This is a genomic window from Pelomonas parva (assembly GCF_043555835.1).
Lineage (GTDB): Bacteria > Pseudomonadota > Gammaproteobacteria > Burkholderiales > Burkholderiaceae_C > Pelomonas > Pelomonas parva.
In genome coordinates, this window is the sequence record NZ_JBIGHV010000006.1 from 362,809 (window position 1) to 384,389 (window position 21,581).

A 21,581-nucleotide genomic window follows, 5' to 3' on the forward strand; every position below is an offset into this window, starting at 1 on the left:
GATAGCGTGATGGCGGTGTGTCGCGTCGGCTTTGGGGTCTCGCCGCTTGACAACGAAATCTATGTGGACGACCTTGAAGTCCACCCTTCGCTCAGGCGTCACGGTCTTGCACGACTGTTGTTGAAGGTAGTCGTAGAAAGATGTTCGCCGCCCGGCAAGCCGCTTCCCATCGCCCCCTTGCAAGCGTCCGCGGATTCCGCTCCCTTTTGGAGTGCGCTGTGCGAGGACTGCGAGCCGGGACTGGTCATCGCGCCCCCGATGAGACGGTGCGAGATGCGACTTGCGGCCCAACACTGGGAGGATCTGGCCGATTGTTCAAACGAACTCGCGCGCTATGTACGCAATCGGAAGGCCGATGTCAGAGTCGCGGGGATCTCGGCCGTCCCGGGCGAGCATCTCGGACCGATGCGGCACATGAAATTCCTCCGATGGCTGGAGCGGTTGATGACCGAGCGTGCTGTTCACCGCTGAGTGAAAAGCAGGCAACCGATACCCGCGCGGATATCGTCATCATCTTGGACGGTGAACCGGGTTTCATCGCCGGCGACGGGTTGCCGGCTGCGTAGGGTCCAGACTCCCCGCATCGGCCAGCGCGGTCAGGAGAGTCAATGACCGATCTTTTGGGTTGCCGGTGGCACAGGCGCGGAATCCAGGTCGAGATCAATGCGCTGGCGCAGGATCTCGAACGCGTTCGAGCGTTCTCGGACGTCGTAGAGCTTCCCACGCGCATTCTTGAACGGGCGGTGCACGACCAGCATCCAGCCGCCCTCCAGCGTGCGGAACAGCATGCCGTGGCCGGAGCCCTTCGCGAGCCACACCGGCAGGTGCTCCCACGGCCCGAACAGGTCGCCGGACCTCGAGCGCGACAGCGTCTGGAAGTAGCCGTCCTCGCCCCAGCTGGACCACAGCATATGCAGGCTGCCGTCGGCCGTGCGGTAGAGCTGCGGGCCGTCGGTGACGATGATGCCCTGGCCTTGCTGTGGCTTTGCGGCCGGCGAGGCGCTGCCGCGGAACAGCTCGCGCGGCGGCGCGGTGGCGCGCAGTTCGTCGTCCAGCGGCACGGCGGCGAAGGCGCCCACGCGCAGTTGCAACCACTCGTGCGCGTAGACCATCCACGGCTTGCCCGCCGGGTCGACATACAGCGTGCCGTCCAGCGTCATCAAGTCCTTGGACACGACCGGCTCGCCGTCGCGCACCAGCGTGAACGGGCCGTTGGGTTGGTCGGCCACGGCCAGCACGGTGCTGCGGCGGTAGGTCTTCTGCCCCGGCACCGGGCTGGGCTGGGCCAGCGGCAGGCTCTCGTTGTGGACCGTGACGAACAAGTACCACTTGCCGCGCCAGTGGTGCACCTCAGGCGCCCAGCAGCCGTCGTTGGCCCAGGTGCCAGCGGGCAGCTGGAACACCAGCTCGGGCTTGTTCCAGTGCTTCAGGTCGCGGCTGCTGTAGGCCATCACGCCGATGGCCTTCTGCCCGCTGAACGACGGGTGGTTCTTCGTGAACAGCCAATAGGTCTTGCTGGCCGTGTCGGTGACGATGAAGGGGTCGTGCAGGTCCATGCCGGGCAGCGTCATGGACGAATCCGCGGCCTGCGCCCACGCGGGCAAGACGCCGGCCAGCGCCAGCAGTTCACGGCGCTTCATCGCGCCGCCGCCTTGTGCAACAGGCCGCGCTGGCGCAGCCAGTCTTCCGCCCGCCGGGGCCAGGCGGACGCGTTGCCCAGCCCGTCGCGCATGCCGATGCCGTGGCCGCCCTGCTCGAAAACGAATAGCTCAGCCGGCACGCCCGCGCGGGTGAGGGCCTGGTAGTACAGGATGCTGTTGTCCACCGGCACCGACTTGTCGCCCTGCGTGTGCAGCAGCAGCGTGGGCGGCGTGGCGGCACTCACCTGCTGCTCCAGCGAGGTCAGCGCCAGCAGCGCCGGGCTGGGCGCGGCACCCAGCAGCGCCTTGCGCGAGCCGGCGTGGGCGGCGGGGTCCATCATCGTGATGACGGGGTAGACGAGCACGGCGAAGTCGGGTCGCGCGCTGACCTGGTCCAGCGCTGCGCCGGTGCGGCCGTCGGCGTGGTCGAACAGCGTGCTGGCGCTGGCCGCCAGGTGGCCGCCGGCCGAGCTGCCCATCACGCCGATGCGCTTGGGGTCGACACCGAACTCGGCCGCGCGTGAGCGCACGAGGCGGATGGCGCGCAGCACGTCCTGCAGCGGCGCGGGGTGGCCCCATTCCTCCAGGCGGCTCTTCAGGATGAAGGTCGTGATGCCTAGCGTGCTCAGCCACGCGGCGTATTGCTGGCCCTCGCGTGCCCACGACAGGTAGCGGTAGCCGCCGCCCGGGCACAGGATGACGGCGCTGCCGTTGGGGCGGTCGACGGCGGGTGGCACGACGGTCAGCGTGGGCACCGACACATTGGCGATGCCGCCGTTGGCATCCACGCGCTCCGCACCGAGGTCGCCGCGCGCGGCCGGCGCGTCGGCACGCTGGGCGGCGGGCACGCCCTCGGGCCAGAGCGGCAGCACGGACGGGAGGGTGGCGGCAGAGGCGAGCATCGGCAGCAATGGGGTCGACAGGGCGAGCAGGTTCAACAGGCGGCGCTTCATGGCGGCGCAGTTTGCCCGCGGAGCGCGCTCACGGCGGTGAGTGATTACGGCCGCTTGGGGCTCCCGTAGCCAGTGGCCGCCCACCACACGCCGCCCCACAGGTGGTCCAGGTACTGCGCGTTCTTGTACATCTCGGCGTTGTGCCCCAGCGCCGTGACGAACACGCGGCCCTTCTCGTAGCCCTGCCACCAGCTCACCGGGTGGTCCGCGCCCATGCCGTGGGCGACCTGGCCGGGCCAGATCTTCTTCGGGTCGTAGGTGCGCTCATCCACCGTCAGCACCGGGTTCACTTTGACGCCGTGCGGGTTGCTGAACTCGTACCACTCGTCGCTCCACAGCCACTTGTCCGGCAGGCCGAAGGTGGCGGGGTGGGCCGGGTCGGCCTTGGTGACGACGGCCGTCTGCAGCATGGGGTGGATGACGAACGAGCGGCCGACCAGCTTCTCGTACCAGGGCCACAGGCCCGGCTTGCTGATGATGGCGCGGTGCACGACGACGGCGTTGCCGCCGGCGCGCATGTAGCGTTCAAGCCCGGCGCGCTGGGCTTCGTTGAACTCCTCGCCCGAGCTGTTCAGCAGCACCACCGCCGCATACTTGCTCAGGTCGCCCTCGAAGGCCCAGGGCTGGGCCGCCCAGGTGAGGTCGAAGGCGTGCAGCCTGGCCAGCTTCTCGAAGCTCTCGCGCGCCACCGGGATGTACTCGTAGTGGTACTTGGTGGGCATGGCCAGCACCAGCAGCTGGAACTGGCCGTCGGCCGCGAGGGCGGTGCTGGAGACAACCGCGGCGGCGGCCAGGGCGGGCAGGGCGTGGGAGAGTTTCATGGGCCGCGATTCTTCCAGCTCGGCGCGGCCCAGGGCCCCTGCTCAGGCGGCCGGCCGGCGGCGGCGCGCCATGAAGCCGACAACACCCAGGCCCAGCGCCATCAGGCCGTAGGTGGCGGGCTCCGGCACGGCGGCGATGGCTGCGGCGCCCATCAGCGCGTGCGACGCGGCCGAGGGATGCAGCGCGTCGGAGAACTGCGAGACGCTGCAGGAAATGCCGACGGAGCCCTGGAACCCGCCGCAAGGCGTGAAGACGTTGGTGATGCCGTAGAGCCCGCCGCCATTGGTCAGCGCATCGGTGCGCACCGCAGCGCCCAGGGCCGCGAAGTCGAAGAAGCTCATCGTCAGGCCGATGCCCTGACCGTAGCTGACGACGCCGCCCATCAGCGAGTTGAAGGCATCGGTGGCCTGCGTGGACACGCCGGTCAGGCCGAGGGCCATGGCCTCCGGTGTCGCGCCGAGGTCGGGCAGGTTGGCCACGAGGATGTTCTTCGCGCCCTTGCCGGCCAGCAGGCTGAGGGCGGTCTTGATGTTGTCGGCGGCGGCGGTGGCGGCCGCGCCGATGTTGGCCGGGTTGCCGCTGCGCGCGTCGCGCATGTCGTTGCCGCCGCCGACGACGACGTAGAGCGCGTTCGGGTCAGCCACCGCGTGCACGCTGCTGAAGGTGCCGATCTGCGCCAGCACGCTGGTAGGGCCGACGGCGAGGCGCGCGCCACCGATGGCGTAGTTGTTGCCGCCCTGGTAGTTGGCCTTGGCGGCGTCGGCATGGCCGATGCCTTCGGCCAGGTACTCCACCCAGACCTTGCCGTTGGAGAAGCGCCCCTGGTAGTAAGGGCCGGCCGGCATCTGGCCGAAGGTGAAGACGTTGCCCGTGTCGGACAGGCTGTCGCCGAAGAAGTACGCATCGCTGAAAGTGACGGCGCTGGCGGGGCCGGCACAAAGCATGGCCAGAGCGGCGGCGGCAAGTGAGCTGCGAACAAGGTGGGTCATGTCGTCTCCAATGGTTTTGTGGGAGGCGACGCTAGGCACCTGACCCGGCGCTGGCAAGAGGGTTAGCCAGCGAGGAGCCCGCAGTTAGGGGGCCGCCGAGTCTTCCAGCAGCCAACCGCCCAGATGCCGCATGGCCGCCGGCGTGCGCGCCAGGCTGCGGTGGTTGGTGCCCGCCAGCTGGTGCACCGTGACGGCCGAGCCGGCGCCGCGCAGGGCCTGCACGAGCGTGTGCGAATGCGCGTGCGGCACCTGCGTGTCGTGCTCGGCCAGCAGCACCAGCACCTCGCAGTTCAGCGCCCGCGCGGCGGCGAGGCTGTCCAGTGGCGAGCGCAGCCAGGGCGTCAGCGGCGCGAGCAGCGGGTTGCGCCGCAGCACCGCGCGCAGGCTCTTCAGCGGCGTGATCAGCGCGACGCTGGCGACCGGCCGGTCGGCTGCAGCCCGCCGCGCCGCCAGCTGCATGGCCACGCCGGTGCCCAGGCTTCGGCCGGCCAGGTGCAGCGCCTGCGATGGCAGCGCCAGCCGCGCCAGCGCCCAGTCTGCGGCCGCCTCGCCATCCGCCACGCAGGCCGCCTCGGACGGCCAGCCGCCGCTGGCGCCCAGGCTGCGGTAGTTGAAGGCCAGCAGCGCGCAGTCGTCCGGCAGCCAGCCGGCCAGGTCGGGCGTCCAGGCGACGTTCTCGTTGCGCCCGCCAAACCACAGCAGCAGCCGGCGCGGCGCGGCATCCAGCGGCACGGTCAGCCAACCCTGCAACTGCACGCCGCCCGGCCGCGCCAGCCAGACGGCCTCGTTGCGTCGCCGGGCCGCAGCGGGGCCGGGGTCCGTGCGGCGGATGACCCAGGTGCGGCCGAACAGCAGCTTGCCCTGCAGCGCGATGACGGCGGCCGACAAGGCCAGCAAGGCGCACAAGGCCATGGCCCAGGGCAGAAACGCGGTGAATGGGGGCATCAGGCTGCCTAGCCTAGACAAGCGACATGACAGGCCGGTGAGGGCCACAGAACGCCGCCCTCAGCGCGCCACCAGCCCCTGTCTGCCGATCTGGATGCGCTCCACCGCCAGGCCCAGCCCGGCTTCCAGGTTGGCCTTGGCGGTGTTGCGGAAGTTGGCCTCCTCGGCGGGGTTGGGCTTGGCGGTCAGGTGCTCGCGGTAGACCACCATGAAGGCGCCCACCATGGCGAGCTGCTCGAACATGGCGCGCCGGGCAGCAGGGCTGCTCTGCATGAAGGCGGGGCTGCGGGCCAGCAGGCCCTGCATCTGCACCACCAGGGCCTTGAAGTCGTCGTCGGCCACAGGTTGCTGCATGAAGGCGCTGTAGTTGCCGGCGATGAAGGCGGCCGTGGCGGCGCCCACGTCGTTGGGCGTCAGGCCCAGCTGGGTCTCCAGCTTCTGCCAGAAGGCGAAGGACTCCTCGAAGGCCTTGGCCATCGCGGCACGGTTGGCTGCCGGGAAGCGCTGCGCCAGCTCGGTGGCGGACTGCCGCAGCTGCGGCGGGCCGCTGGCGATGAGGGGTGCCGCGCCACCGGCGGGTGCAGGCGCCGCAGTGCCGGCCGCCGGGGGCTTGCCGATCATGCTGCGCATCTGCTCGGCCAGGCTCAGCGAAGGGGCCACCTGGGCAGCGGCTGCTGCGGCGGCGAGTGCCAGCGCGGCGAGCAAGGCACGCAGGGAAAGGGGATGCAGTCGGGGCAATCGGGACTCCTTGGAAGCGCGGTGGGTCAGTTGTCGAGGCTCAGGCTGCCGTCGCCGACGTAGACGGTCTTGTTGTCGCCATGCACGGGGAAGCTGAGCAGGCGCTCCTGGCGGCCGTCGTCGTAGTCCAGCGTCAGCACATAGCCGCTGAGCTGGTAGCGGCCACGGCGGCTGGCGCCGTCGTCGGTCTTGCGGGAACTGAAGGCGCCGGCCGTGCCTCCGCCCGAGCCCACCGTGCCGCCGCCGGTGCTGCTGCTGCCCTTGCCGTCGCGGTGCGAGGAACCGGAGATCATGGTGTTGTTCAGCGTGGCGCCCAGCGTGCCCGAGCTGGACAGCGAGCTGTAGCTGCGCTCGAAGCGGCCCTCGCGCGTGAAGCGGATGCTGCGCGTGGACGAGGTGCCGCCCAGCACCAGGCTGCCGCTGAACGTGCCGCGGCTGAAGCTGCCGTCCAGCCGCGTGTCCCTGGGCCAGGCGCGCACGGCGTAGTGCTTCTCGGCCTTCCAGCCGCCGTCGGGGCGGCCGTCGTCGTCCTGGGCCTGCATCTGGTAGCCCGCCCCATCGGCGCGCCAGCGGCCCCAGCGCTGCGGTTCCAGCTGGCGCGAGGCGGCGACGTTGAGCTGGTCCGGCGGCATCTCGGTGCGGCGGTAGACCGTGCCGTCGCGCAGCAGGAAGCGCACGTCCTCGTCCCAGCGCGTGCCGTTGCTGTAGTTGCCCTCGCCGTGGATGACGACGGCCGCCAGGTCCTTGTCGGCCAGGCCCCTGGCCGGCGGGCTCATCACCCGCTGCAGCAGCACCTCCCGGCGCGCCAGTGGCTTCTGCGCCAGCGGGTAGGGTGTCAGGCCCGAGGCATCGCCGACCAGCGCCGCGCCCGACAGCGTGATGGACGTGCCGCTCAACGATGTGACCAGGCCGCGCAGCACGATCTCGCGCCCCACCCAGGGCTCGGCATTGAAGCCCAGGTAGATGCCGTGTTCGCAGCGCCGGTCGCCCTGCTCCTGGACAAGGCGATAGCGGTCGCCGTCGCTGCCCCAGCGCTCCACTCGCCCCCTGGCATGGACCGCGCCCAGCGCGCGGGCTGCGGCCTCCTCGGAGATGGCGCTCCAGCTGCGGCCTTGCTGGGCCCGCAGTGCCGGGATTTGGCAGGGCAGCAAGACCTGGCCCCGGGCGCCGCCCGGCACGACGACGGGCTGGCTAGACAGGGTCACCAGCTTCGCCTGCACCAGCGCCTGGGCGACGGCACGGGCCTGCGGGTACTGGGCGCTCACGTCCATGGCGGCGCCCTGCAGGTCCTGCGCCAGGCCGGCGCAGATCGCGTCGGGCGCGGCCTCGCCCAGCACGCGCTGGCGCAGGGGCTCGGTGATGATGGTCCAGGAGGGCGCGCTGCTGCCCTGGCGCCGCTGCAAGGCCGCCACCACCATCCGCAGCGGCGCGACCTGGTGGCGCTCGCGCCAGGCCACCCAGGCCGCGCGCATCTGCGGCGTGGCGGCGGCGCCGACGTCGTCGCAGGCCTGGAGCGCGGCTTCGGACATCACGTCCAGGCTGACGGCGTCGACCAGCTGCTTCACTGCGGCGGGGTCGGCCGCCAGGTTGGCGGCGCCAGCGGCATGGCCGAGCACCAAGGTCCAGGCCAGGGGCCATGCCATCAAGGGGAATCGCATCTGTGCGTCGGGCCGGGTTCCAAGAGGGCGCGATGTTCGGCAGCCACCGATGCACCATCAATCCCTTGGTTGCAAAGCCGGTATTTCTCACCGCTTTGTCATGCAGGCGCCCTGGCTTTTGCGCACACTCGCACCATGGCCTACGCCCACACGCTCGGTACCGAACGCTTCCTGTTTGCCGACCTGCGCACGCTGCTCGCCAAGGCCAGCCCGCGCCGCTCTGGCGACGAGCTGGCCGGCGTGGCGGCGGCCCATGCGCGCGAGCGCGTCGCCGCGCAGCTGGCGCTGGCCGACGTGCCGCTGACGGTCTTCCTGAACGAAGCCGTGGTGCCCTACGAGAGCGACGAGGTGACACGCCTCATCGTCGACACGCACGACGCCGCCGCCTTCGCGCCGATCTCGCATCTCACCGTGGGCGGCCTGCGCGATGCGCTGCTGGCCGATGCCGTCGACCCCACGCAGATCGCCGCCGGCCTGACGCCCGAGATGGCCGCGGCCGTCAGCAAGCTGTGCCGCGTGCAGGACCTGATGCTGATCGCGCGCCGCTGCGAGGTCGTCACGCAGTTCCGTTCCACGCTGGGCCTGCGCGGGCGGCTCGCGACGCGGCTGCAGCCCAACCACCCGACCGACGACGAGGCCGGCATCGCCGCCAGCCTGCTGGACGGCCTGCTGATGGGCGCGGGCGACGCCGTCATCGGCATCAACCCCGCCACCGACAACCTGCCCCAGGTCATGCGGCTGCTGCAGATGCTGGACGCCGTCATCACGCGGCACGAGATCCCGACGCAGAGCTGCGTGCTGACGCATGTGACGACGACGCTGGCGGCCATTGAACGCGGTGCGCCGGTGGACCTGGTGTTCCAGTCCATCGCCGGCACCGAGGGCGCCAACCGCGGCTTCGGCATCACGCTGGCGCTGCTGGAAGAAGCACAGCAAGCGGCGCTGGCACTCAAGCGCGGCGGCCGGCAGGTCATGTACTTCGAGACCGGCCAGGGCAGCGCGCTGTCCAGCGGCGCCCACCACGGCTGCGACCAGCAGACGCTGGAGTGCCGCGCCTATGCGGTGGCGCGGCGCTTCGAGCCGCTGCTGGTCAACAGCGTCGTCGGCTTCATCGGGCCGGAGTATTTGTTCGACGGCAGGCAGATCCTGCGCGCCGGCCTGGAGGACCACTGCTGCGGCAAGTTGCTTGGCCTGCCCATGGGCGTGGACGTGTGCTTCACCAACCACGCCGAGGCCGATGTGGACGATGTCGACAGCCTGCTCACGCTGCTGTGCGCCTCCGGCTGCAACTACATCATGGGCGTGCCGGGGTCGGACGACATCATGCTGGGCTACCAGAGCACCAGCTTTCACGACGCGCTGGCCATGCGCCGTCTGCTGCGGCTGCGGCCGGCGCCGGAGTTCGAGGCCTGGCTGCAGCGCGTGGGCATCTTCGACGGCCAGCTGGCCCTGGCCGATGCGCTGCCCGAGCGCTTTGCCGCGCTGCTGTCGCAATCATGAAGCCCGCCGTCGTCGACCAGCCCTGGGCTGGCCTGCGCCGCCACACCGCCGCACGCATCGCGCTGGGTCGCGCCGGCGTCAGCGTGCCGACCCGCGCCCACCTGGCGTTCCAGCAAGCCCATGCCGAGGCGCGCGACGCCGTGCACGCGCCGCTGGACGTGGCCGCGCTGCTGGCCGGCCTGCGCGCCTTGGGCGAGGCGCCGATGCAGGTGCAGAGCCAGGCCGCGGACCGGGCCAGCTACCTGCAACGCCCCGACCTCGGCCGGCGGCTGAGCGAAGCCAGCGTCACCGCGTTGACGGCGCTGCCAGTCGCCGAGACCGACCTCGCCTTCGTCCTCGCCGACGGCCTTTCCGCCCTCGCGCTGCAGCGCCAGGCCTTGCCGCTGTTCACCGCGTTGCGCGAGCGGCTGGCGACCGAAGGTGGCTGGACCTGGGCGCCACCCGTCGTCGCCACCCAGGCCCGCGTGGCGCTGGGCGACGAGGTCGGCGCGCTGCTCAACAGCCGCTGCGTCGTCGTGCTGATCGGCGAGCGGCCGGGCCTGTCGGCGCCCGACAGCTTGGGGCTTTACTTCAGCTGGGCGCCGCGCCCGGGCCTGGTGGATGCGCAGCGCAACTGCATCTCCAACATCCGCCCCGAAGGCCTGCCGCCGGCCGCTGCGGCCGACAAGCTGCAAGCGCTGCTGCGCCAGTCCCGAACGCGGCAACTGAGCGGTGTCGAGCTGAAGGACGAGCAGGACGACCGCGCGCTGTCCGCCGCGCCGGCCGCGTTGATGCGGCTGCTCGGCGGATAGCTGCCATCTTTACAGCTTCTTCTCGAAGAAGCGCACCACCCGTGCGCGCGACTGGTAGGCCTGATCGGCGTCGGGCGTGAACTTGACCGCAGGCGGCACGCCGGTGCTGAAGAAGCTGCCCTGGTTGGCGAACGGGTCCGCCACGACCATGGGCACCATCAGGCGGTCCCAGCCATGCGTGGCACCGGGGTAGGCCTTCACGCTGACGATGCCGCCATTGCTGCCGTTGACCGACTGGGCCAGCGCCTCGCAAGGCTGGCTGCCGTTGTCGTAGTCGTCCTTGGTGCCCACCTGGATCATCACGGGCGCGCCGGTGAGGTTGATCCACTGCACGCCGTATTGCGCGGGCGTGCTGCGCACGGCGGCGAGCAGGGCCGTGTTGTTCCAGGCGTAGCAGACAGGGTAGTGCGCCACATGGGCCTTGAAGGTCAGGCCGCCGCCAAACTGGCCCGCGTACAGGCGCTCTGCCGTGCCCAGGCTGACCAGCCCGCCCCAGGAGAAACCCAGCACGCCGACGCGCGCGCCGTCGATGCCCCGCTGCTGCGCGAGGAAGGCCAGGGCCGAGAACGCATCGGGGTAGGTCATGACCGGTGCGTTGGGCCTCTGGCCCGCCCCGGTGATGCCACGCGCCTGCCACATGTCGATCTGCAGCGTGGCGATGCCAGCCTCGTTGAGCGCGGCTTCGTAGAAATCGCCGCGTGCGTCGACGCCGGACGAGCCGTGCAGGATCAGCACGGCCGGCAGCTTGCGGTGGCCGCGCCGCTCGGCATGGCGCGGCACGCTCAGCTTGCCCTGGATCGTCAACGGCGTGCCGGGCGAGGCCAGGTTGGGGGACTGGAAGCTGATGAACGAAACGTCGGGCGCCGATCCCGGACCGTGGCCTCTGTCGCCCGACGCCCGCGCCGGCGTCGCGGCCAGCGCCGCCACCACGGCAAGTGCCGCCAGACCTGTCACCTTCAAGCATCGCCAAACCATGTGCGCCTCCGTTGGGTTCGTTCGCGCCTGAAGATCGCCGATCCGACGCTGGCGGCAACGTACCACCGGGTCACGAGGTGCGCGCTAGGGACTTGTCTGAAACGCCTTTGATGCAGCCCAGCCCCGAATTCTTCCCGCCACGCTCAATGCGTCGCCGGCGCCGCGTCCCGCTCCGCCGTGTCCAGCGCGCGGCGCTCGTCCAGTCGCTGCGCCAGGCGCTGCACCTGCTGGATGGACAGCAGATGGGCATAGGCCCAGCCCAGCCAGCCCCTGGCCGCCAGGTCCTGCAGCGCGGCGCCGTCCAGCGCGCGCAGCTTGTTCTCGTTGATGGTCTTGAAGCCGCGCAGCGTGCTCTTGTGGCCGTCCAGCGTGTACTCGATGACGCCGTCCTGCAGCAGCTCCAGCGCCGCCAGGTGGTTGGCAAAGTCGCGGCTGGTGCCCATCTCCTGGCGGAAGCTCAGCAGGAAGCGCTTGATCTCCTCCAGCCACGGCGTCTCCTGGCCCTGGTCGTCGAACAGCGCCTCGCCTTTGTCGGCGTTCAACCCCGGGCAGGCACGGTCCAGGCAGACGGTGAAGGTCGCATCGCCATCGGCTTCGGCCAGCACGAACGGGTAGCGGCGGAAGAACGCCGGCAGGTAGGCGCCGCGCGCCCAGTGGCCGTCGGGCTGCACGAACAGGTTCTCGTGGTCGCGCAGGCCCACCAGCGCCGCCAGGCTGTGGCCGTCGGCGGCCTCGATGAACACACAGGGGAAGTCCAGGGCCGCAAACGGCAGCTCGCTCGCAGCGATCAGCACCGAGTTCGTCTCGCGGGCGAACGAGAACGGCTGGGCGGGCGGCGCGAGCTTGAGCGCGCGGTGCTGTTCGCGGTTCAGGGCGACGACTTCGTCGTAGATCAGCAGGGTCTTCATGGCGAGGGTCCAGCGGTGCGAGGAAGCCGCGATTCTGCTCAATCCACCCGCCGCCGCGCGCCTCGCCTCCCTTTTTTGTGGGACGCCCCGCTACCAGGTGGCCGCGTAGGTCACCACCACGCTGCGCGCCCGTGGGCGCACCATCAGCTTGCTCTGCGGCCCCATCTTGTATGACAGCGCGCCACGCAGCCCGGCCAGGCCGTCGCCCTTGGGCCGCGTGAAGTTCATGCGCGCCGCCCAGCCGGTGTCGCGCTGCCACACGGGGGCTTCCACGCCACCGCTCAGGCGGCTCGTCAGGTCGTAGCTCACGCCGGCCCACACCGCCTCGCGCACGGCTGCCTGGGGGCCTAGCTGCACGGGCGAGCGCACCTGCTGCTCCAGCCCGACCTGGTAGCGCCAGCGGGAACGCTCGCGCTGCTTGGCCAGCCACTGCGGGTCGCGCCAGTTCAGCTCCGGGTCGGCGGCGCTGAAGGCCTGGCCCTGGCCGGCGAGCGGGCCATCGGTCAACGGCACGTTCTGCGTCTGCGCCAGTGCCGGGTTGGCGGCGCACAGGCAGAGCAGCGGGGCGAGCAGGCGGGACGACGTCATGGTGGTCTCCGGCGGAGGGCGAATGGGGGCGGGATGAAGCCAATGATGGACAGGCGGCATCGCCCGCGTTGTCGGCCCCGTTCAGCGCGGCGTATCGGACAAACGGCAGGCGCGCTGCCGGCCTGCAGGCAGGCGGCGCGGCCGGGTCGGCCGGCGCCTACAGCCACTCGTGCCGCAGGCTGACCGCCCGCCGCTGCGCGGCGGCCGATAGTGGCCGTCAACACCTGTCCAAGGAGCCGCCATGAGCCTGCATCCCACCATCTCGTCGAGCCGGGTCGACGGCACGAACGTCTACAACCTTGCCGGCGAAAAACTGGGTGCGATCGACGACCTCATCATCGACAAGCGCAACGGCCATGTGCGTTATGCGGCGCTGGCGTTCGGGGGCTTCCTGGGCCTGGGCTCGGACCGCTTCCCGCTGCCCTGGAGCATGCTGACCTATGACGTGGAGAAAGACGGTTATGTCGTCAACCTCGACATGGAGCAGCTCAAGAGCGCGCCCCGTTACGCCGAGGACGCGGCCCCCGCGTGGACCGAGGACTACGGTCGTGGCGTCTACGCCCACTACGGCGCCGCGTGGGGCGTATGAAGCCGCGCCTTGTTCAGCTGACGATGGCGCTGCTGGTCAGCGTCGGCGCGCTGGCGGCCTGCCGCAAGGAGGTGCAGCCACCCATGCCCGCGCCCGACCGCACGCCCACGCCGAAGGTGGACGCCGGCATGCGCTCCGCCGCGCTGTGGCTGGTTCACTGACGCTGATGATCACGTGCGCCGATGGCCGGCATCCGCGCGCTGCTGGTGGCAGGCCGGGCGGGTCGAGGCCGGCGATGTGCATCGCAGCCGCTTCGCCTACGGGTGGTTCGCGCGCCGCTCCTACACCGGCGCGACCGGCGGCCACTGACAGTCTGGCACCGGCCCGGCCACGCCCGCTCATGCGCAGCCTCTCACTTGCCACCAGGAGACCCTCATGAGTCTTGGCACCATTCTTCTTGTCCTCGTGATCCTTCTGCTGGTCGGGGCCATCCCTGCCTGGCCGCACAGCCGCAGCTGGGGTTACGCCCCCACGGGCGTTGTCGGCATCGTGCTGCTGGTCCTGGTGGTGCTGCTGCTGACGGGTCGGTTGTAGGTCTCGCGCTGCGGCAGGGCTGGGCGCGCGGCCCCGGCGGCGCGCGTTCCCGCCAATGCTCAGCCTGTCTGCACGCGGCAGCCGTTCGTCGCACACCGCTCGCCACGCGCTGGCGCGCCTAGCAAACTGCTGCGATCGCAACCTTCGCAAGGCAGCCCATGCACCCCCTCTCGACGCGTCCACAGCGCGCGGGCATCCGCGTCATTGCATTGCAGCTGCTGGTCGGGCTGTGTTCTGCCGCGCTGGCCCTGCCCGGCCTGGCGCAGGACACGTCCCGCTCGGGGCCGCTACATGACGAACTGGCCCGCATGGACGCCGCGCTGTTCGACGCCGCCTTCGTGACCTGCGACGCCGGCAAGTTCAGAACCCTCTTCACCGAGGACGCTGAGTTCTATCACGACAAGGCCGGGGCCAGTTTTGGCGAGACGGTGAAGACGATGAAATCCTGCCCCCGCGACAACGGCGTCACGCGCACGCTTGTCCCCGGCAGTCTGGAGGTCTATCCCATGCAGGGCTATGGCGCCGTGCAGATCGGGCGTCACGTCTTTGCCCGCAAAGGCGAACCCGGCTCGGAGGAGGCGAAGTTTGTGCACCTGTGGAAGCGTGAGACCGGGGGGTGGCGGTTGGCGCGGGTGCTGAGCTTTGACCATCGGCCGGCAGGGGCAAGGGCGCCTTGAGTTGGAGGCAGGGGTGGGTCGGTCGGTCCGGCGAGCCAAGACCGATCAACGCTCCGTCCATTGGCCTGCGGCTGGATTCCAGACGGCGTCGATTTGGGGGCACCCGTGCTGCGCGACCGGTTCAGCAGCCGGGCAAGCACCGACGCCGAGCGGTCGGCACTCACGCCGCCAGCGCCTCCAGGTACGGCCGCATCACGTTGGTCATGCGGTTGATCTGGGCGAAGCGCCACAGCTCGTCCATCGTCACCTTGCGCTCCGTCCAGGCCTCGCGCAACGCTTCGAGCGCGACGTCCAGCCCCACCTTGCCGCGCAGCTTGAAGCAGTCGGTGATGGTCTTGGCGAGGGAATAGACGCGCACCGGCGCGCCGTCGAGCACGTGGGTCTCGATGCCTTCGGTGAAGGCGGCGCCAGACAGGCGCGTAACGCGCAGGGCTGCCGTGCTGCCCTTGGGGGCGTGGGTACCGGCCGGCAGCGCGATCCAGACCTCGAAGGGCGCCTGCACACCGATGCCATGGATCTCCAGCGCAGAGAGCAGGCAGAGCACGGCCCTGGGCGCGAGCTTGCTCACCTCGATGACGGACTGATGCGCGCTCGGCGGCGTGTCTGTGCCTGCGTAAAGCCCACGGCCGACCCGGCGGAGATGACCACTGGCCGTCATGCGCGAGAGCGTGCGCGCCGGAAACCCGGCCTCGTTCAGTTCTCGTGCGGACAGCGCTGGTTGCTTTGCGGCAAGGCGCAGCAGCTTGGTGGCGCGGGTTTGGGCTGGCATCGGGAAATGGTAGCAAAGCGCACTACTTGTATGGAAGTAGTGCACGATCACGACTTGCGAGCTCGCCACTCGGTGCGCGATCCCGTGACGAGCTTTCCGGCATGGACGCCGCGCTGTTTGAGGCGGCCTTCGTAAGCTGCGGTGCAGGCAAGTTCAGAGCCATCTTCACCGACGACGCCGAGTTCCATCACGACAAGGCCGGGGCCAGTTTTGGCGACGCGGTCAAGGTCATGAAGTCCTGCCCCCGCGACAACGGCGTCACGCGCACGCTGGTTACCGAATCCATCAGCATCGCCGACTCGGCAACCGTCCACTCCGGCTCAAGCGCCGTATGCACGAACAAGGCCAGTCGCTGGAACGGGTTGGATCGTTGTTGCATTGCCAATGTCATTTGCATGGCGCATTGGGGTTGTGCTCGAGGCGCGCCAGAGTGCTAATCCTTTCTTGAGCATCTCGCTCATTCCTCTTCGTCCTGCGCCAGCAGCAGGTCAATCTGCGCTTTTAGACGCACTTTGTCGGCAGAGTAAAAAGGCGTAGGGATGATCAACCACGCGCGCCGGCCGCCCGGCAATCGAACAGGTATTTGATCCCCTTCATCACTCAGTCCAATTGGGGCCGAAGTTGCGCTCGTCGTCACGTTGCGCACAGACGGAGCAGGGGTAGGTTCGATTGGCTGCAATTGCGCCAAGGTCGGGTAGTACGCATCCGCCGACTCGGCGGCGGACTGTTCACTTGACGGGCGCTCAACTCGTTCTTGCTCGTTGACGCGCAAAAAATAGCTCGCGAAGTCAACAGAGCGGCGGAAGATCGCCGCCGCGCTTTCCGCAGCCGGTGGCAGGAATCCGCGCTGAATGAGCTCGTAGCGGATGTTGGCGTCTGACGGAAGACCACTACTGTATTGCTCTAGCAACTCAGCAAAAAGCGGCGGAGTCCTTAGGAATCCAACAAGCAGCTCGCGCCTGTGAAGCTCGTCGGGCGTGAACTTGTAGGACTCAACATTTTTGGTAACGGCAAGCACACCATCCCTCGGGCGCTCGATCAACCCGTAATAGCGCAGGCTTGCGATGGCCCCAAGCGCTGTGCCACTGTTCGCCGTCTTATAGCCAAGATTTTGTGCGACCACCTCTGTCGGAGCGGGGTGGAGGCGCTCCTTTTCATACGCCCTAAGCGCGCGCTCCAGCGCCTCATCCAGTGCAATGGACGGCGCGCGAGGGCTCTTCTTTCTCACCGGAATTTCGGGCATGGTCACCTCACTTGCGTATGCAGTCTAGTCTATCAGGCTACAACCGTTTAACTCAGGAGCATACGGAACATTTATACGATGCGCGGCTGAAGAATAACCTGTAAGCCATTGATCTGTATGGGAATTTCTTCTACAACATCTACGGTTGACGGCAAGAATTTGCTGTTCGCGATTCACGAATACTACCAGCGGGCGTAAAGCCTCTGTTCACTTGCCCAAGGTAGCTCCTGCGCTAGCCAACAGGTCCCGATGGCGGCTTTTCATCCGCGAGCGCATAATTCGCCCGTCTCAATTCGCGAATCGCGAATTCTATGAAAAATGCCCACGAACTGAAGCAAGCAGCCCTTAAGCCGCAAGACGTAGTCGTCGTCGCGAAGATCGCCATTGCTGAAGCCCGATCGGCATTGACATTTGCCGGACTTGGTGCCGAGCTTTTCATGTCCGCCTCGGAAGTGCACGCTGCCGTTCAGCGGGCCACGACGTCAACGTTGCTTGGGCGGGAGTATGGAGAGCTGACCGTGAACAGAACCGCGTTGACGGAACTTCTAGTTCACGGCATTCGGTACATATTTCCTGCTGTCTTTGGCCCGATAGCACGGGGCATTCCAACGAGCATCTTCACTCCGCCACTTGCCCAGTTCTTTGATCACGGGCGCGAGTCGCTACCGGTCATTTGGCCGCACAGCGCAGGAGAGATTCGCGGAATGGCGCTGTGCCCACTCTATCCGTCAGTGCCGCTGGCAAGCCTCAGAGATCCACGCCTTCATCAGATGCTCGCGCTCGTCGATGCTCTTCGAGCAGGAGCCGCGCGAGAGCGCGAGTTGGCAGAAGCTCACCTACCTAAGTATTTGCTATGAGCCAAGATCCAAACGTTGCAACAGTCGAGCTTGCTGCTGCTGCGCTCGGCGATCTCATGGATGAGCTGGTACTTGTCGGCGGGTGCGCCGTCAGCCTACTGATCACCGACACCGCGCGTCCGCCAATTCGACAAACAGTGGACGTCGACTTACTCACTGAAGTTGCACCGTTGAGCAACTACTACGCGCTGTGTGGTCAGCTAAAAGAACTGGGCTTCGTAGAGAACGATGAAGTGATCTGCCGCTGGCAACGCAACGGGCTCAAGATCGACGTCATGCCCACAGACGAGAACGTACTCAACTTCACGAACAGCTGGTATGCCGAAGCGGCTCAAACCGCGCTTAAGCACGAACTGCCCAGCGGCCGAACCATCAGGCTGATCGCGCCCGCAGTGTTCGTCGCGACCAAACTAGAGTCCTTTGCTTCACGAGGCAACGGAGACTTCGTTCACCACGATCTAGAAGACATCATCAACCTGGTTGACGGTCGGCCAAGTCTCGTAAACGAGGTGCATGCTGCGTCACCAGAGGTGCTCGACTACATTCGAGATGAATTCGACGCCCTACTAATCAACCCGACATTCGATGATCGATTGATCTGGCTGTTGGGGGGGCAGTCCGACCGCAAGAGTGTCGTCTTGGAGAGGATGCGAAAAATCTGCGGGCTGTGAATGCGTTGCTGGCCCCGTGCATCGACAGCCGCGCCCCAGACGACAAGACCACCTGTCGTATGAAATACGGACTAGTTTATTTAAGCCAGATTTATAACGGCGCCAACAAAGTTTTGCAAACAAGAAGAAGGGTCCGCAGCTATTGGGCTGCAGGCCTCATGTTGACAAACTACCTATAGGTGGTTTTCAGAAAGGAATGTCGTCATCCATATCATCAAACCCCGTCGACGCCTTGGGCGCCGGGGCCGGAGCGCGCGGTGCCGGGGGGCGAGCCGCTGCCGGGGGGCGGGCCGCAGCAGCACGCGGAGCGCCACCGCCGTACTCGTCGCCACCACCGCCGCCACCCGCACCACGGCCGTAACTGCTGCCACCGCCGCCTTCATCGCCGCCACCGCCCTGGCCGTCACGCCCGCCCAGCAGCTGCATCTCCTGCGCAATGATCTCGGTCGTGTAGGTGTCGCGGCCTTCCTTGTCCTGCCACTTGCGGGTCTTCAGGCGGCCTTCGACGTACAGCGGGCGGCCCTTCTTGACGTACTCGCCGACGATCTCGGCCAGGCGGTCGTTGAAGACGACGCGGTGCCATTCGGTCTCTTCCTGGCGCTCGCCGGTCTCGCGGTTCTTCCAGTTGCGCGTGGTGGCCAGGCTCAGCGTGCACCAGGCGCCGCCGCTGGGGTTGTAGCGGACTTCGGGGTCCTTGCCGACGTTGCCGATGATGATGACTTTGTTGACGCTGGCCATGACGCTCGCCTGATTCGATGGGAAGGGGTGGAATTATGCCGGCGGGGGGAGCCAGAACGGCATTGCGGGTAGCCCGCGTTGGGCTTGGCAGGGGCGCAGGCAAGGCGCGAGGACGAAGTGGGCTCGCGCCCACGAGGATCGAGCAACGCCGCATGCGTCCGTGCCATGCTCAACCCGGAGGGCCGGGGCGCGTTGAGGCGCATGGTGGCGCTGCCGGCGACCTATCAGCCGCCGCAGTTGCCCCGGCGCGGGCTGCCCGCAGTGCCGTGCTGGCTCCCACGCCCTGTCAGCAACACCCCGGAGACCGCATCCCGCACCCCGGGGCCCGCACTTCGTCTCCCCGCCCGCCGGCCGCCCGCAGGCCCTCCCTAAGATGAAGCCATGAACAGCCTGGCCACCCGTCACAGCAACCGCCGCCTCTGGCTGGCCTATGCCGGTTGCTGCGCGCTGGCGTGGTGCCTGTTCGTGCTGGCCGGCAGCGAGTTCGACCGCGGGCTGGACCCGTTCTGGCTGGCCGTCTACCAGGCCACCACCATGCTGTGGGCGCCCATGCTGCTGGGCATCGCCGTCTGGCCGGTGGCGCGCCGGCTGCATGCCCGCGACGCCGGCCAGGCGCCGACCGCCATGGCGCACATCCTGGCGGCCTTCGGCTTCACGGCCTGCTGGCAGGCGGGCGAGTTCGCCGTCAACGCGGCCCTGTTCGGGGCGGACCATGCCGGCGCCGTGCTCGTGGCCGGCCTGCTGTGGCGCTCGGTGTGGGGGCTGGTGGTCTACGCGGCCATCGCCACCGCGTTCACGGCCGTGCTGCAGGCCCGCGCGGCGCGCTCGGCGGCGGTGGCGGCGGCGCAGGCGGAGAGCGCGCTGGCCAAGGCCGAGCTGTCGGCCATCAGCGGCAAGCTGAACCCGCATTTCCTGTTCAACACGCTGAACTCGCTGATCGCGCTGACGCGCAAGGACCCGGCCGCCGCCGAGGCCGCGCTGCTGAAGTTCGCCTCCATGCTGCGCTATGTGCTGGACACCAAGCGCGGCGCCGAGGACCGCGTGATGCTGTCCGACGAGATCGACTTCCTGCGCGACTACCTGGCGCTGGAGGCGCTGCGGCTGGGCACGCGGCTGCGCGTGGACTGGCAGCTGGAGGAGCGCACGCTGGCCGACGAACTGCCGCCGCTGACGCTGCAGCCGCTGGTCGAGAATTCCATCCTGCACGCCGTGGCGCCGCGCAAGGCCGGCGGCTGCGTGACCATCACCGCGCGCCGCAATGCGCTCAACCAGGGGCTTGACCTGACCGTCGCCGACGACGGCCCCGGTTGCGAGCCCGAGGCGCTGGAGCCCAAGCCCGGCCAGCGCCGGGGCGTGGGCCTGGCGGCGCTGAAGAAGCGCTTCTCGCTCGACTACGACGGCCGCGCCCGGCTGCGCATCCACACCGCCCCCGGCGCGGGTTTTCGCGTCGACCTCTTCATTCCGCAGACATGAACACGACCACCGTCCTGATTGCCGAAGACGAACCGCTCGCCGCCGAGGCGCTGGCCGACTGGGTCAAGGCCACATCGGGCCTGCAGCTGGTGGCCGTGTGCGAGGACGGCGAGGACGCACTGGCGCAGATCCGCGCACTGAAGCCGGCGCTGGTGTTGACCGACATCCAGATGCCCGGCCTGACCGGCCTGCAGGTGGTGCGCGAGATCCAGCACGACGCCCACCAGCCGCGCATCATCTTCACGACGGCCTATGACGACCATGCGCTGACGGCCTTCGAGCTGCATGCGGTGGACTACCTGCTCAAGCCCTTCTCGCGCGAGCGCTTCGACGAGGCCGTGGCCCATGTGCTGCGCGACGCTGCGCCGACCACCGCCGAAGTGGCGCAGGCCCTGGGTGCGCCGGCCGACGCGCCGCTGACCCGCCTGCTGGTGCGCGACCAGGGCAAGATCTTCCCGCTGCAGGTGGGCGACATCGAGAGCCTGCGCTCCGACAACAAGTACACCGCCATCACGGCCAAGGGCCGCAGCTTCCTCGTGCGCCTGCCCATCGCCAGCTTCGAGACGCGGCTGGACCCGGCGCGCTTCCTGCGGCTGCAGCGTGGCTGCATCGTCAACCTGGACTTCGTCGACAACATGACGCCCGACGAGAACTCGCAGCTCGTCGTGCAGCTGCGCGACGGCACGCGCATCACGGCCAACCGCGAGGTGTCCAAGATGCTGAGGGAGCAGTCGTTGTGAACACGCGATGGTTCGGCTGTGCACTGCTCGTGGCCGCCGGCCTGGCCCAGGCGCAGAGCGCGCCGCCAGCGCCTGCCGCGCCTGCGGCTCCGGCCGCGCCAGCCGCAGCGGTGCCGCCTCCCGCATTGCCGGCCGGGCCGGGCAAGGTGTACGCGCCGGGCGACTTCGACCGCCTGGAGCTGGCCGGCGCGGCGCGCGTCATCCTCGTGCAGGGCGAGCGCGACCAGGCCTTCATCGCCGGTGATGCCGACGTGCAGAAGGGTGTGGACGTGCAGCTGGCCGACCGCCAGCTCGTCATCCGCCCCAACGGCGGCTGGAAGTTCTGGCACAGCCACAAGCTGTTCGTGCAGGTCGAGATGCGCCAGCTGCGCCAGCTGCAGGTCTCCGGCGCCAGCGACGTGCACGCCCCCGGGCTGCTGCAGAGCGATCAGCTCAGGCTCAGCATCAGCGGCGCCGGCATGGTGCGGCTGGACCAGCTGCAGGCCCGCCAGCTCACTTTCGGCATCAGCGGTGCCGGCGAGGGCCAGTTCGGCGGCCGCGTGGAGGAGCTGGCGCTGCAGATCTCCGGCAAGGGCAAGGTCACCGCCGACCGCCTGCAGGCGCAGCGCGCGCGCGTCAACGTCAGCGGCCTGGGCAATGTGCTGCTGTGGGTGACCGACGACCTGTCGGCCCACATCTCGGGCATCGGCTCGGTGGACTATTTCGGCGCGCCCAGCGTGCAGCGCTCGGTGTCGGGCATGGGCAGCATTTCGTCGAAGGGCGAGAAGCGCTGACCAGTCGGGA

27 protein-coding genes are annotated in these 21,581 nt (G+C 68.8%); 14 read left to right on the forward strand and 13 right to left on the reverse strand.

Features of this window, described 5'->3' with window-relative positions:
• The first annotated feature begins 9 nt into the window (after positions 1-9).
• Complete coding sequence (locus ACG00Y_RS18245) at positions 10-471, forward strand: GNAT family N-acetyltransferase (RefSeq protein WP_394481271.1); 462 nt, start codon at positions 10-12, stop codon at positions 469-471.
• 134 nt (positions 472-605) lie between these two features.
• Here ACG00Y_RS18245 and ACG00Y_RS18250 read toward each other — a convergent pair whose 3' ends face one another.
• The 7 genes from ACG00Y_RS18250 to ACG00Y_RS18280 all read right to left on the reverse strand — a co-directional run bounded on the left by ACG00Y_RS18250 (position 606) and on the right by ACG00Y_RS18280 (position 7,730).
• The gene (locus tag ACG00Y_RS18250) at positions 606-1,640 is read right to left on the reverse strand and encodes a glycoside hydrolase family 43 protein (protein WP_394481273.1); all 1,035 of its coding nucleotides are present in this window, start codon (positions 1,638-1,640) and stop codon (positions 606-608) included.
• Positions 1,637-2,593, reverse strand: coding sequence for an alpha/beta hydrolase (locus ACG00Y_RS18255; protein WP_394481275.1), 957 nt, complete (start codon positions 2,591-2,593; stop codon positions 1,637-1,639). The genes ACG00Y_RS18250 and ACG00Y_RS18255 overlap by 4 nt, the downstream gene beginning before the upstream one ends.
• Positions 2,594-2,637: 44 nt before the next feature.
• Positions 2,638-3,414, reverse strand: coding sequence for a ThuA domain-containing protein (locus tag ACG00Y_RS18260; protein ID WP_394481277.1), 777 nt, complete (start codon positions 3,412-3,414; stop codon positions 2,638-2,640).
• Between the two features lie 42 nt (positions 3,415-3,456).
• Entirely contained in the window at positions 3,457-4,404 is a 948-nt protein-coding gene (locus tag ACG00Y_RS18265; protein WP_394481279.1) for an SGNH/GDSL hydrolase family protein, read from the reverse strand.
• 84 nt (positions 4,405-4,488) lie between these two features.
• Positions 4,489-5,349 carry an alpha/beta hydrolase family protein gene (locus ACG00Y_RS18270; protein ID WP_394481281.1) on the reverse strand — a complete coding sequence of 287 codons (861 nt, stop codon included), beginning with the start codon at positions 5,347-5,349 and terminating at the stop codon, positions 4,489-4,491.
• Positions 5,350-5,409: 60 nt separating this feature from the next.
• Positions 5,410-6,087, reverse strand: coding sequence for a DUF6683 family protein (locus ACG00Y_RS18275; protein ID WP_394481283.1), 678 nt, complete (start codon positions 6,085-6,087; stop codon positions 5,410-5,412).
• A gap of 26 nt (positions 6,088-6,113) precedes the next feature.
• Positions 6,114-7,730: a hypothetical protein gene (locus ACG00Y_RS18280; protein WP_394481285.1), complete on the reverse strand. Its 1,617-nt coding sequence runs from the start codon at positions 7,728-7,730 to the stop codon at positions 6,114-6,116.
• 150 nt (positions 7,731-7,880) lie between these two features.
• On the opposite strand from ACG00Y_RS18280, the gene ACG00Y_RS18285 reads away from it, so the two are divergent.
• On the forward strand, positions 7,881-9,245 hold the full coding sequence (locus ACG00Y_RS18285; protein WP_394481287.1) for an ethanolamine ammonia-lyase subunit EutB: 1,365 nt from the start codon (positions 7,881-7,883) through the stop codon (positions 9,243-9,245).
• Positions 9,242-10,036: an ethanolamine ammonia-lyase subunit EutC gene (gene eutC / locus ACG00Y_RS18290; protein ID WP_394481289.1), complete on the forward strand. Its 795-nt coding sequence runs from the start codon at positions 9,242-9,244 to the stop codon at positions 10,034-10,036. The genes ACG00Y_RS18285 and eutC overlap by 4 nt, the downstream gene beginning before the upstream one ends.
• A 9-nt stretch (positions 10,037-10,045) precedes the next feature.
• Here eutC and ACG00Y_RS18295 read toward each other — a convergent pair whose 3' ends face one another.
• From ACG00Y_RS18295 to ACG00Y_RS18305, 3 genes are all read right to left on the reverse strand, one after another.
• Positions 10,046-11,011, reverse strand: a complete 966-nt coding sequence (locus tag ACG00Y_RS18295) for a dienelactone hydrolase family protein (RefSeq protein ID WP_394481291.1) — start codon at positions 11,009-11,011, stop codon at positions 10,046-10,048.
• Positions 11,012-11,154: 143 nt separating this feature from the next.
• Positions 11,155-11,919, reverse strand: a complete 765-nt coding sequence (locus ACG00Y_RS18300; protein WP_394481293.1) for a SapC family protein — start codon at positions 11,917-11,919, stop codon at positions 11,155-11,157.
• A gap of 90 nt (positions 11,920-12,009) precedes the next feature.
• A complete protein-coding gene (locus tag ACG00Y_RS18305) occupies positions 12,010-12,507 on the reverse strand; it encodes a hypothetical protein (RefSeq protein WP_394481295.1) in 498 nt (165 codons plus the stop codon).
• Between the two features lie 241 nt (positions 12,508-12,748).
• On the opposite strand from ACG00Y_RS18305, the gene ACG00Y_RS18310 reads away from it, so the two are divergent.
• From ACG00Y_RS18310 to ACG00Y_RS18330, 5 genes are all read left to right on the forward strand, one after another.
• Positions 12,749-13,096, forward strand: coding sequence for a PRC-barrel domain-containing protein (locus ACG00Y_RS18310; protein ID WP_394481296.1), 348 nt, complete (start codon positions 12,749-12,751; stop codon positions 13,094-13,096).
• On the forward strand, positions 13,093-13,257 hold the full coding sequence (locus tag ACG00Y_RS18315; protein ID WP_394481298.1) for a hypothetical protein: 165 nt from the start codon (positions 13,093-13,095) through the stop codon (positions 13,255-13,257). Before ACG00Y_RS18310 ends, ACG00Y_RS18315 begins: the two co-directional genes overlap by 4 nt.
• A 13-nt stretch (positions 13,258-13,270) precedes the next feature.
• On the forward strand, positions 13,271-13,405 hold the full coding sequence (locus tag ACG00Y_RS18320) for a hypothetical protein (protein WP_394481300.1): 135 nt from the start codon (positions 13,271-13,273) through the stop codon (positions 13,403-13,405).
• A gap of 66 nt (positions 13,406-13,471) precedes the next feature.
• A complete protein-coding gene (locus ACG00Y_RS18325) occupies positions 13,472-13,630 on the forward strand; it encodes a DUF3309 family protein (protein WP_394481302.1) in 159 nt (52 codons plus the stop codon).
• Positions 13,631-13,788: 158 nt separating this feature from the next.
• Positions 13,789-14,307 carry a nuclear transport factor 2 family protein gene (locus ACG00Y_RS18330; RefSeq protein WP_394481304.1) on the forward strand — a complete coding sequence of 173 codons (519 nt, stop codon included), beginning with the start codon at positions 13,789-13,791 and terminating at the stop codon, positions 14,305-14,307.
• Positions 14,308-14,467: 160 nt separating this feature from the next.
• On the opposite strand, the gene ACG00Y_RS18335 is transcribed toward ACG00Y_RS18330, so the two are convergent.
• Positions 14,468-15,076: a type IV toxin-antitoxin system AbiEi family antitoxin domain-containing protein gene (locus tag ACG00Y_RS18335; RefSeq protein ID WP_394481306.1), complete on the reverse strand. Its 609-nt coding sequence runs from the start codon at positions 15,074-15,076 to the stop codon at positions 14,468-14,470.
• Positions 15,077-15,177: 101 nt separating this feature from the next.
• Here ACG00Y_RS18335 and ACG00Y_RS18340 point away from each other — a divergent pair, with 101 nt between their 5' ends.
• Entirely contained in the window at positions 15,178-15,513 is a 336-nt protein-coding gene (locus ACG00Y_RS18340) for a hypothetical protein (protein ID WP_394481308.1), read from the forward strand.
• Positions 15,514-15,533: 20 nt separating this feature from the next.
• Here ACG00Y_RS18340 and ACG00Y_RS18345 read toward each other — a convergent pair whose 3' ends face one another.
• Positions 15,534-16,319: a hypothetical protein gene (locus ACG00Y_RS18345; protein ID WP_394481310.1), complete on the reverse strand. Its 786-nt coding sequence runs from the start codon at positions 16,317-16,319 to the stop codon at positions 15,534-15,536.
• 311 nt (positions 16,320-16,630) lie between these two features.
• On the opposite strand from ACG00Y_RS18345, the gene ACG00Y_RS18350 reads away from it, so the two are divergent.
• Both ACG00Y_RS18350 and ACG00Y_RS18355 read left to right on the forward strand, forming a co-directional pair.
• Positions 16,631-17,176 (forward strand): hypothetical protein, encoded by a 546-nt coding sequence (locus ACG00Y_RS18350; RefSeq protein WP_394481311.1) that lies wholly within the window; start codon positions 16,631-16,633, stop codon positions 17,174-17,176.
• Complete coding sequence (locus ACG00Y_RS18355) at positions 17,173-17,847, forward strand: hypothetical protein (protein WP_394481313.1); 675 nt, start codon at positions 17,173-17,175, stop codon at positions 17,845-17,847. The genes ACG00Y_RS18350 and ACG00Y_RS18355 overlap by 4 nt, the downstream gene beginning before the upstream one ends.
• Positions 17,848-18,033: 186 nt before the next feature.
• Here the strand turns inward: ACG00Y_RS18355 and ssb are convergent, their stop codons facing one another.
• Positions 18,034-18,585 carry a single-stranded DNA-binding protein gene (gene ssb / locus ACG00Y_RS18360; RefSeq protein ID WP_394481315.1) on the reverse strand — a complete coding sequence of 184 codons (552 nt, stop codon included), beginning with the start codon at positions 18,583-18,585 and terminating at the stop codon, positions 18,034-18,036.
• Between the two features lie 381 nt (positions 18,586-18,966).
• Here ssb and ACG00Y_RS18365 point away from each other — a divergent pair, with 381 nt between their 5' ends.
• The 3 genes from ACG00Y_RS18365 to ACG00Y_RS18375 are packed head-to-tail and all read left to right on the forward strand — an operon-like array spanning position 18,967 to position 21,571.
• The gene (locus ACG00Y_RS18365) at positions 18,967-20,058 is read left to right on the forward strand and encodes a sensor histidine kinase (protein ID WP_394481317.1); all 1,092 of its coding nucleotides are present in this window, start codon (positions 18,967-18,969) and stop codon (positions 20,056-20,058) included.
• Complete coding sequence (locus ACG00Y_RS18370) at positions 20,055-20,798, forward strand: LytR/AlgR family response regulator transcription factor (RefSeq protein ID WP_394481319.1); 744 nt, start codon at positions 20,055-20,057, stop codon at positions 20,796-20,798. Before ACG00Y_RS18365 ends, ACG00Y_RS18370 begins: the two co-directional genes overlap by 4 nt.
• Positions 20,795-21,571, forward strand: a complete 777-nt coding sequence (locus ACG00Y_RS18375; RefSeq protein WP_394481321.1) for a head GIN domain-containing protein — start codon at positions 20,795-20,797, stop codon at positions 21,569-21,571. Before ACG00Y_RS18370 ends, ACG00Y_RS18375 begins: the two co-directional genes overlap by 4 nt.
• Positions 21,572-21,581 lie beyond the last annotated feature (10 nt).

Bases quoted from the DNA above. Each gene is read 5' to 3' on its own strand.
- eutC (WP_394481289.1), top strand. From the start codon at position 9,242: ATGAAGCCCGCCGTCGTCGACCAGCCCTGGGCTGGCCTGCGCCGCCAC.
- ACG00Y_RS18300 (WP_394481293.1), bottom strand. From the start codon at position 11,919: ATGAAGACCCTGCTGATCTACGACGAAGTCGTCGCCCTGAACCGCGAA.
- ACG00Y_RS18310 (WP_394481296.1), top strand. From the start codon at position 12,749: ATGAGCCTGCATCCCACCATCTCGTCGAGCCGGGTCGACGGCACGAAC.
- ACG00Y_RS18350 (WP_394481311.1), top strand. From the start codon at position 16,631: ATGAAAAATGCCCACGAACTGAAGCAAGCAGCCCTTAAGCCGCAAGAC.
- ACG00Y_RS18245 (WP_394481271.1), top strand. From the start codon at position 10: ATGGCGGTGTGTCGCGTCGGCTTTGGGGTCTCGCCGCTTGACAACGAA.
- ACG00Y_RS18270 (WP_394481281.1), bottom strand. From the start codon at position 5,349: ATGCCCCCATTCACCGCGTTTCTGCCCTGGGCCATGGCCTTGTGCGCC.
- ACG00Y_RS18265 (WP_394481279.1), bottom strand. From the start codon at position 4,404: ATGACCCACCTTGTTCGCAGCTCACTTGCCGCCGCCGCTCTGGCCATG.
- ACG00Y_RS18325 (WP_394481302.1), top strand. From the start codon at position 13,472: ATGAGTCTTGGCACCATTCTTCTTGTCCTCGTGATCCTTCTGCTGGTC.
- ACG00Y_RS18295 (WP_394481291.1), bottom strand. From the start codon at position 11,011: ATGGTTTGGCGATGCTTGAAGGTGACAGGTCTGGCGGCACTTGCCGTG.
- ACG00Y_RS18305 (WP_394481295.1), bottom strand. From the start codon at position 12,507: ATGACGTCGTCCCGCCTGCTCGCCCCGCTGCTCTGCCTGTGCGCCGCC.
- ACG00Y_RS18280 (WP_394481285.1), bottom strand. From the start codon at position 7,730: ATGGCATGGCCCCTGGCCTGGACCTTGGTGCTCGGCCATGCCGCTGGC.
- ACG00Y_RS18355 (WP_394481313.1), top strand. From the start codon at position 17,173: ATGAGCCAAGATCCAAACGTTGCAACAGTCGAGCTTGCTGCTGCTGCG.
- ACG00Y_RS18340 (WP_394481308.1), top strand. From the start codon at position 15,178: ATGGACGCCGCGCTGTTTGAGGCGGCCTTCGTAAGCTGCGGTGCAGGC.
- ACG00Y_RS18330 (WP_394481304.1), top strand. From the start codon at position 13,789: ATGCACCCCCTCTCGACGCGTCCACAGCGCGCGGGCATCCGCGTCATT.
- ACG00Y_RS18370 (WP_394481319.1), top strand. From the start codon at position 20,055: ATGAACACGACCACCGTCCTGATTGCCGAAGACGAACCGCTCGCCGCC.
- ACG00Y_RS18345 (WP_394481310.1), bottom strand. From the start codon at position 16,319: ATGCCCGAAATTCCGGTGAGAAAGAAGAGCCCTCGCGCGCCGTCCATT.
- ACG00Y_RS18365 (WP_394481317.1), top strand. From the start codon at position 18,967: ATGAACAGCCTGGCCACCCGTCACAGCAACCGCCGCCTCTGGCTGGCC.
- ACG00Y_RS18285 (WP_394481287.1), top strand. From the start codon at position 7,881: ATGGCCTACGCCCACACGCTCGGTACCGAACGCTTCCTGTTTGCCGAC.
- ACG00Y_RS18335 (WP_394481306.1), bottom strand. From the start codon at position 15,076: ATGCCAGCCCAAACCCGCGCCACCAAGCTGCTGCGCCTTGCCGCAAAG.
- ACG00Y_RS18260 (WP_394481277.1), bottom strand. From the start codon at position 3,414: ATGAAACTCTCCCACGCCCTGCCCGCCCTGGCCGCCGCCGCGGTTGTC.
- ssb (WP_394481315.1), bottom strand. From the start codon at position 18,585: ATGGCCAGCGTCAACAAAGTCATCATCATCGGCAACGTCGGCAAGGAC.
- ACG00Y_RS18315 (WP_394481298.1), top strand. From the start codon at position 13,093: ATGAAGCCGCGCCTTGTTCAGCTGACGATGGCGCTGCTGGTCAGCGTC.
- ACG00Y_RS18255 (WP_394481275.1), bottom strand. From the start codon at position 2,593: ATGAAGCGCCGCCTGTTGAACCTGCTCGCCCTGTCGACCCCATTGCTG.
- ACG00Y_RS18250 (WP_394481273.1), bottom strand. From the start codon at position 1,640: ATGAAGCGCCGTGAACTGCTGGCGCTGGCCGGCGTCTTGCCCGCGTGG.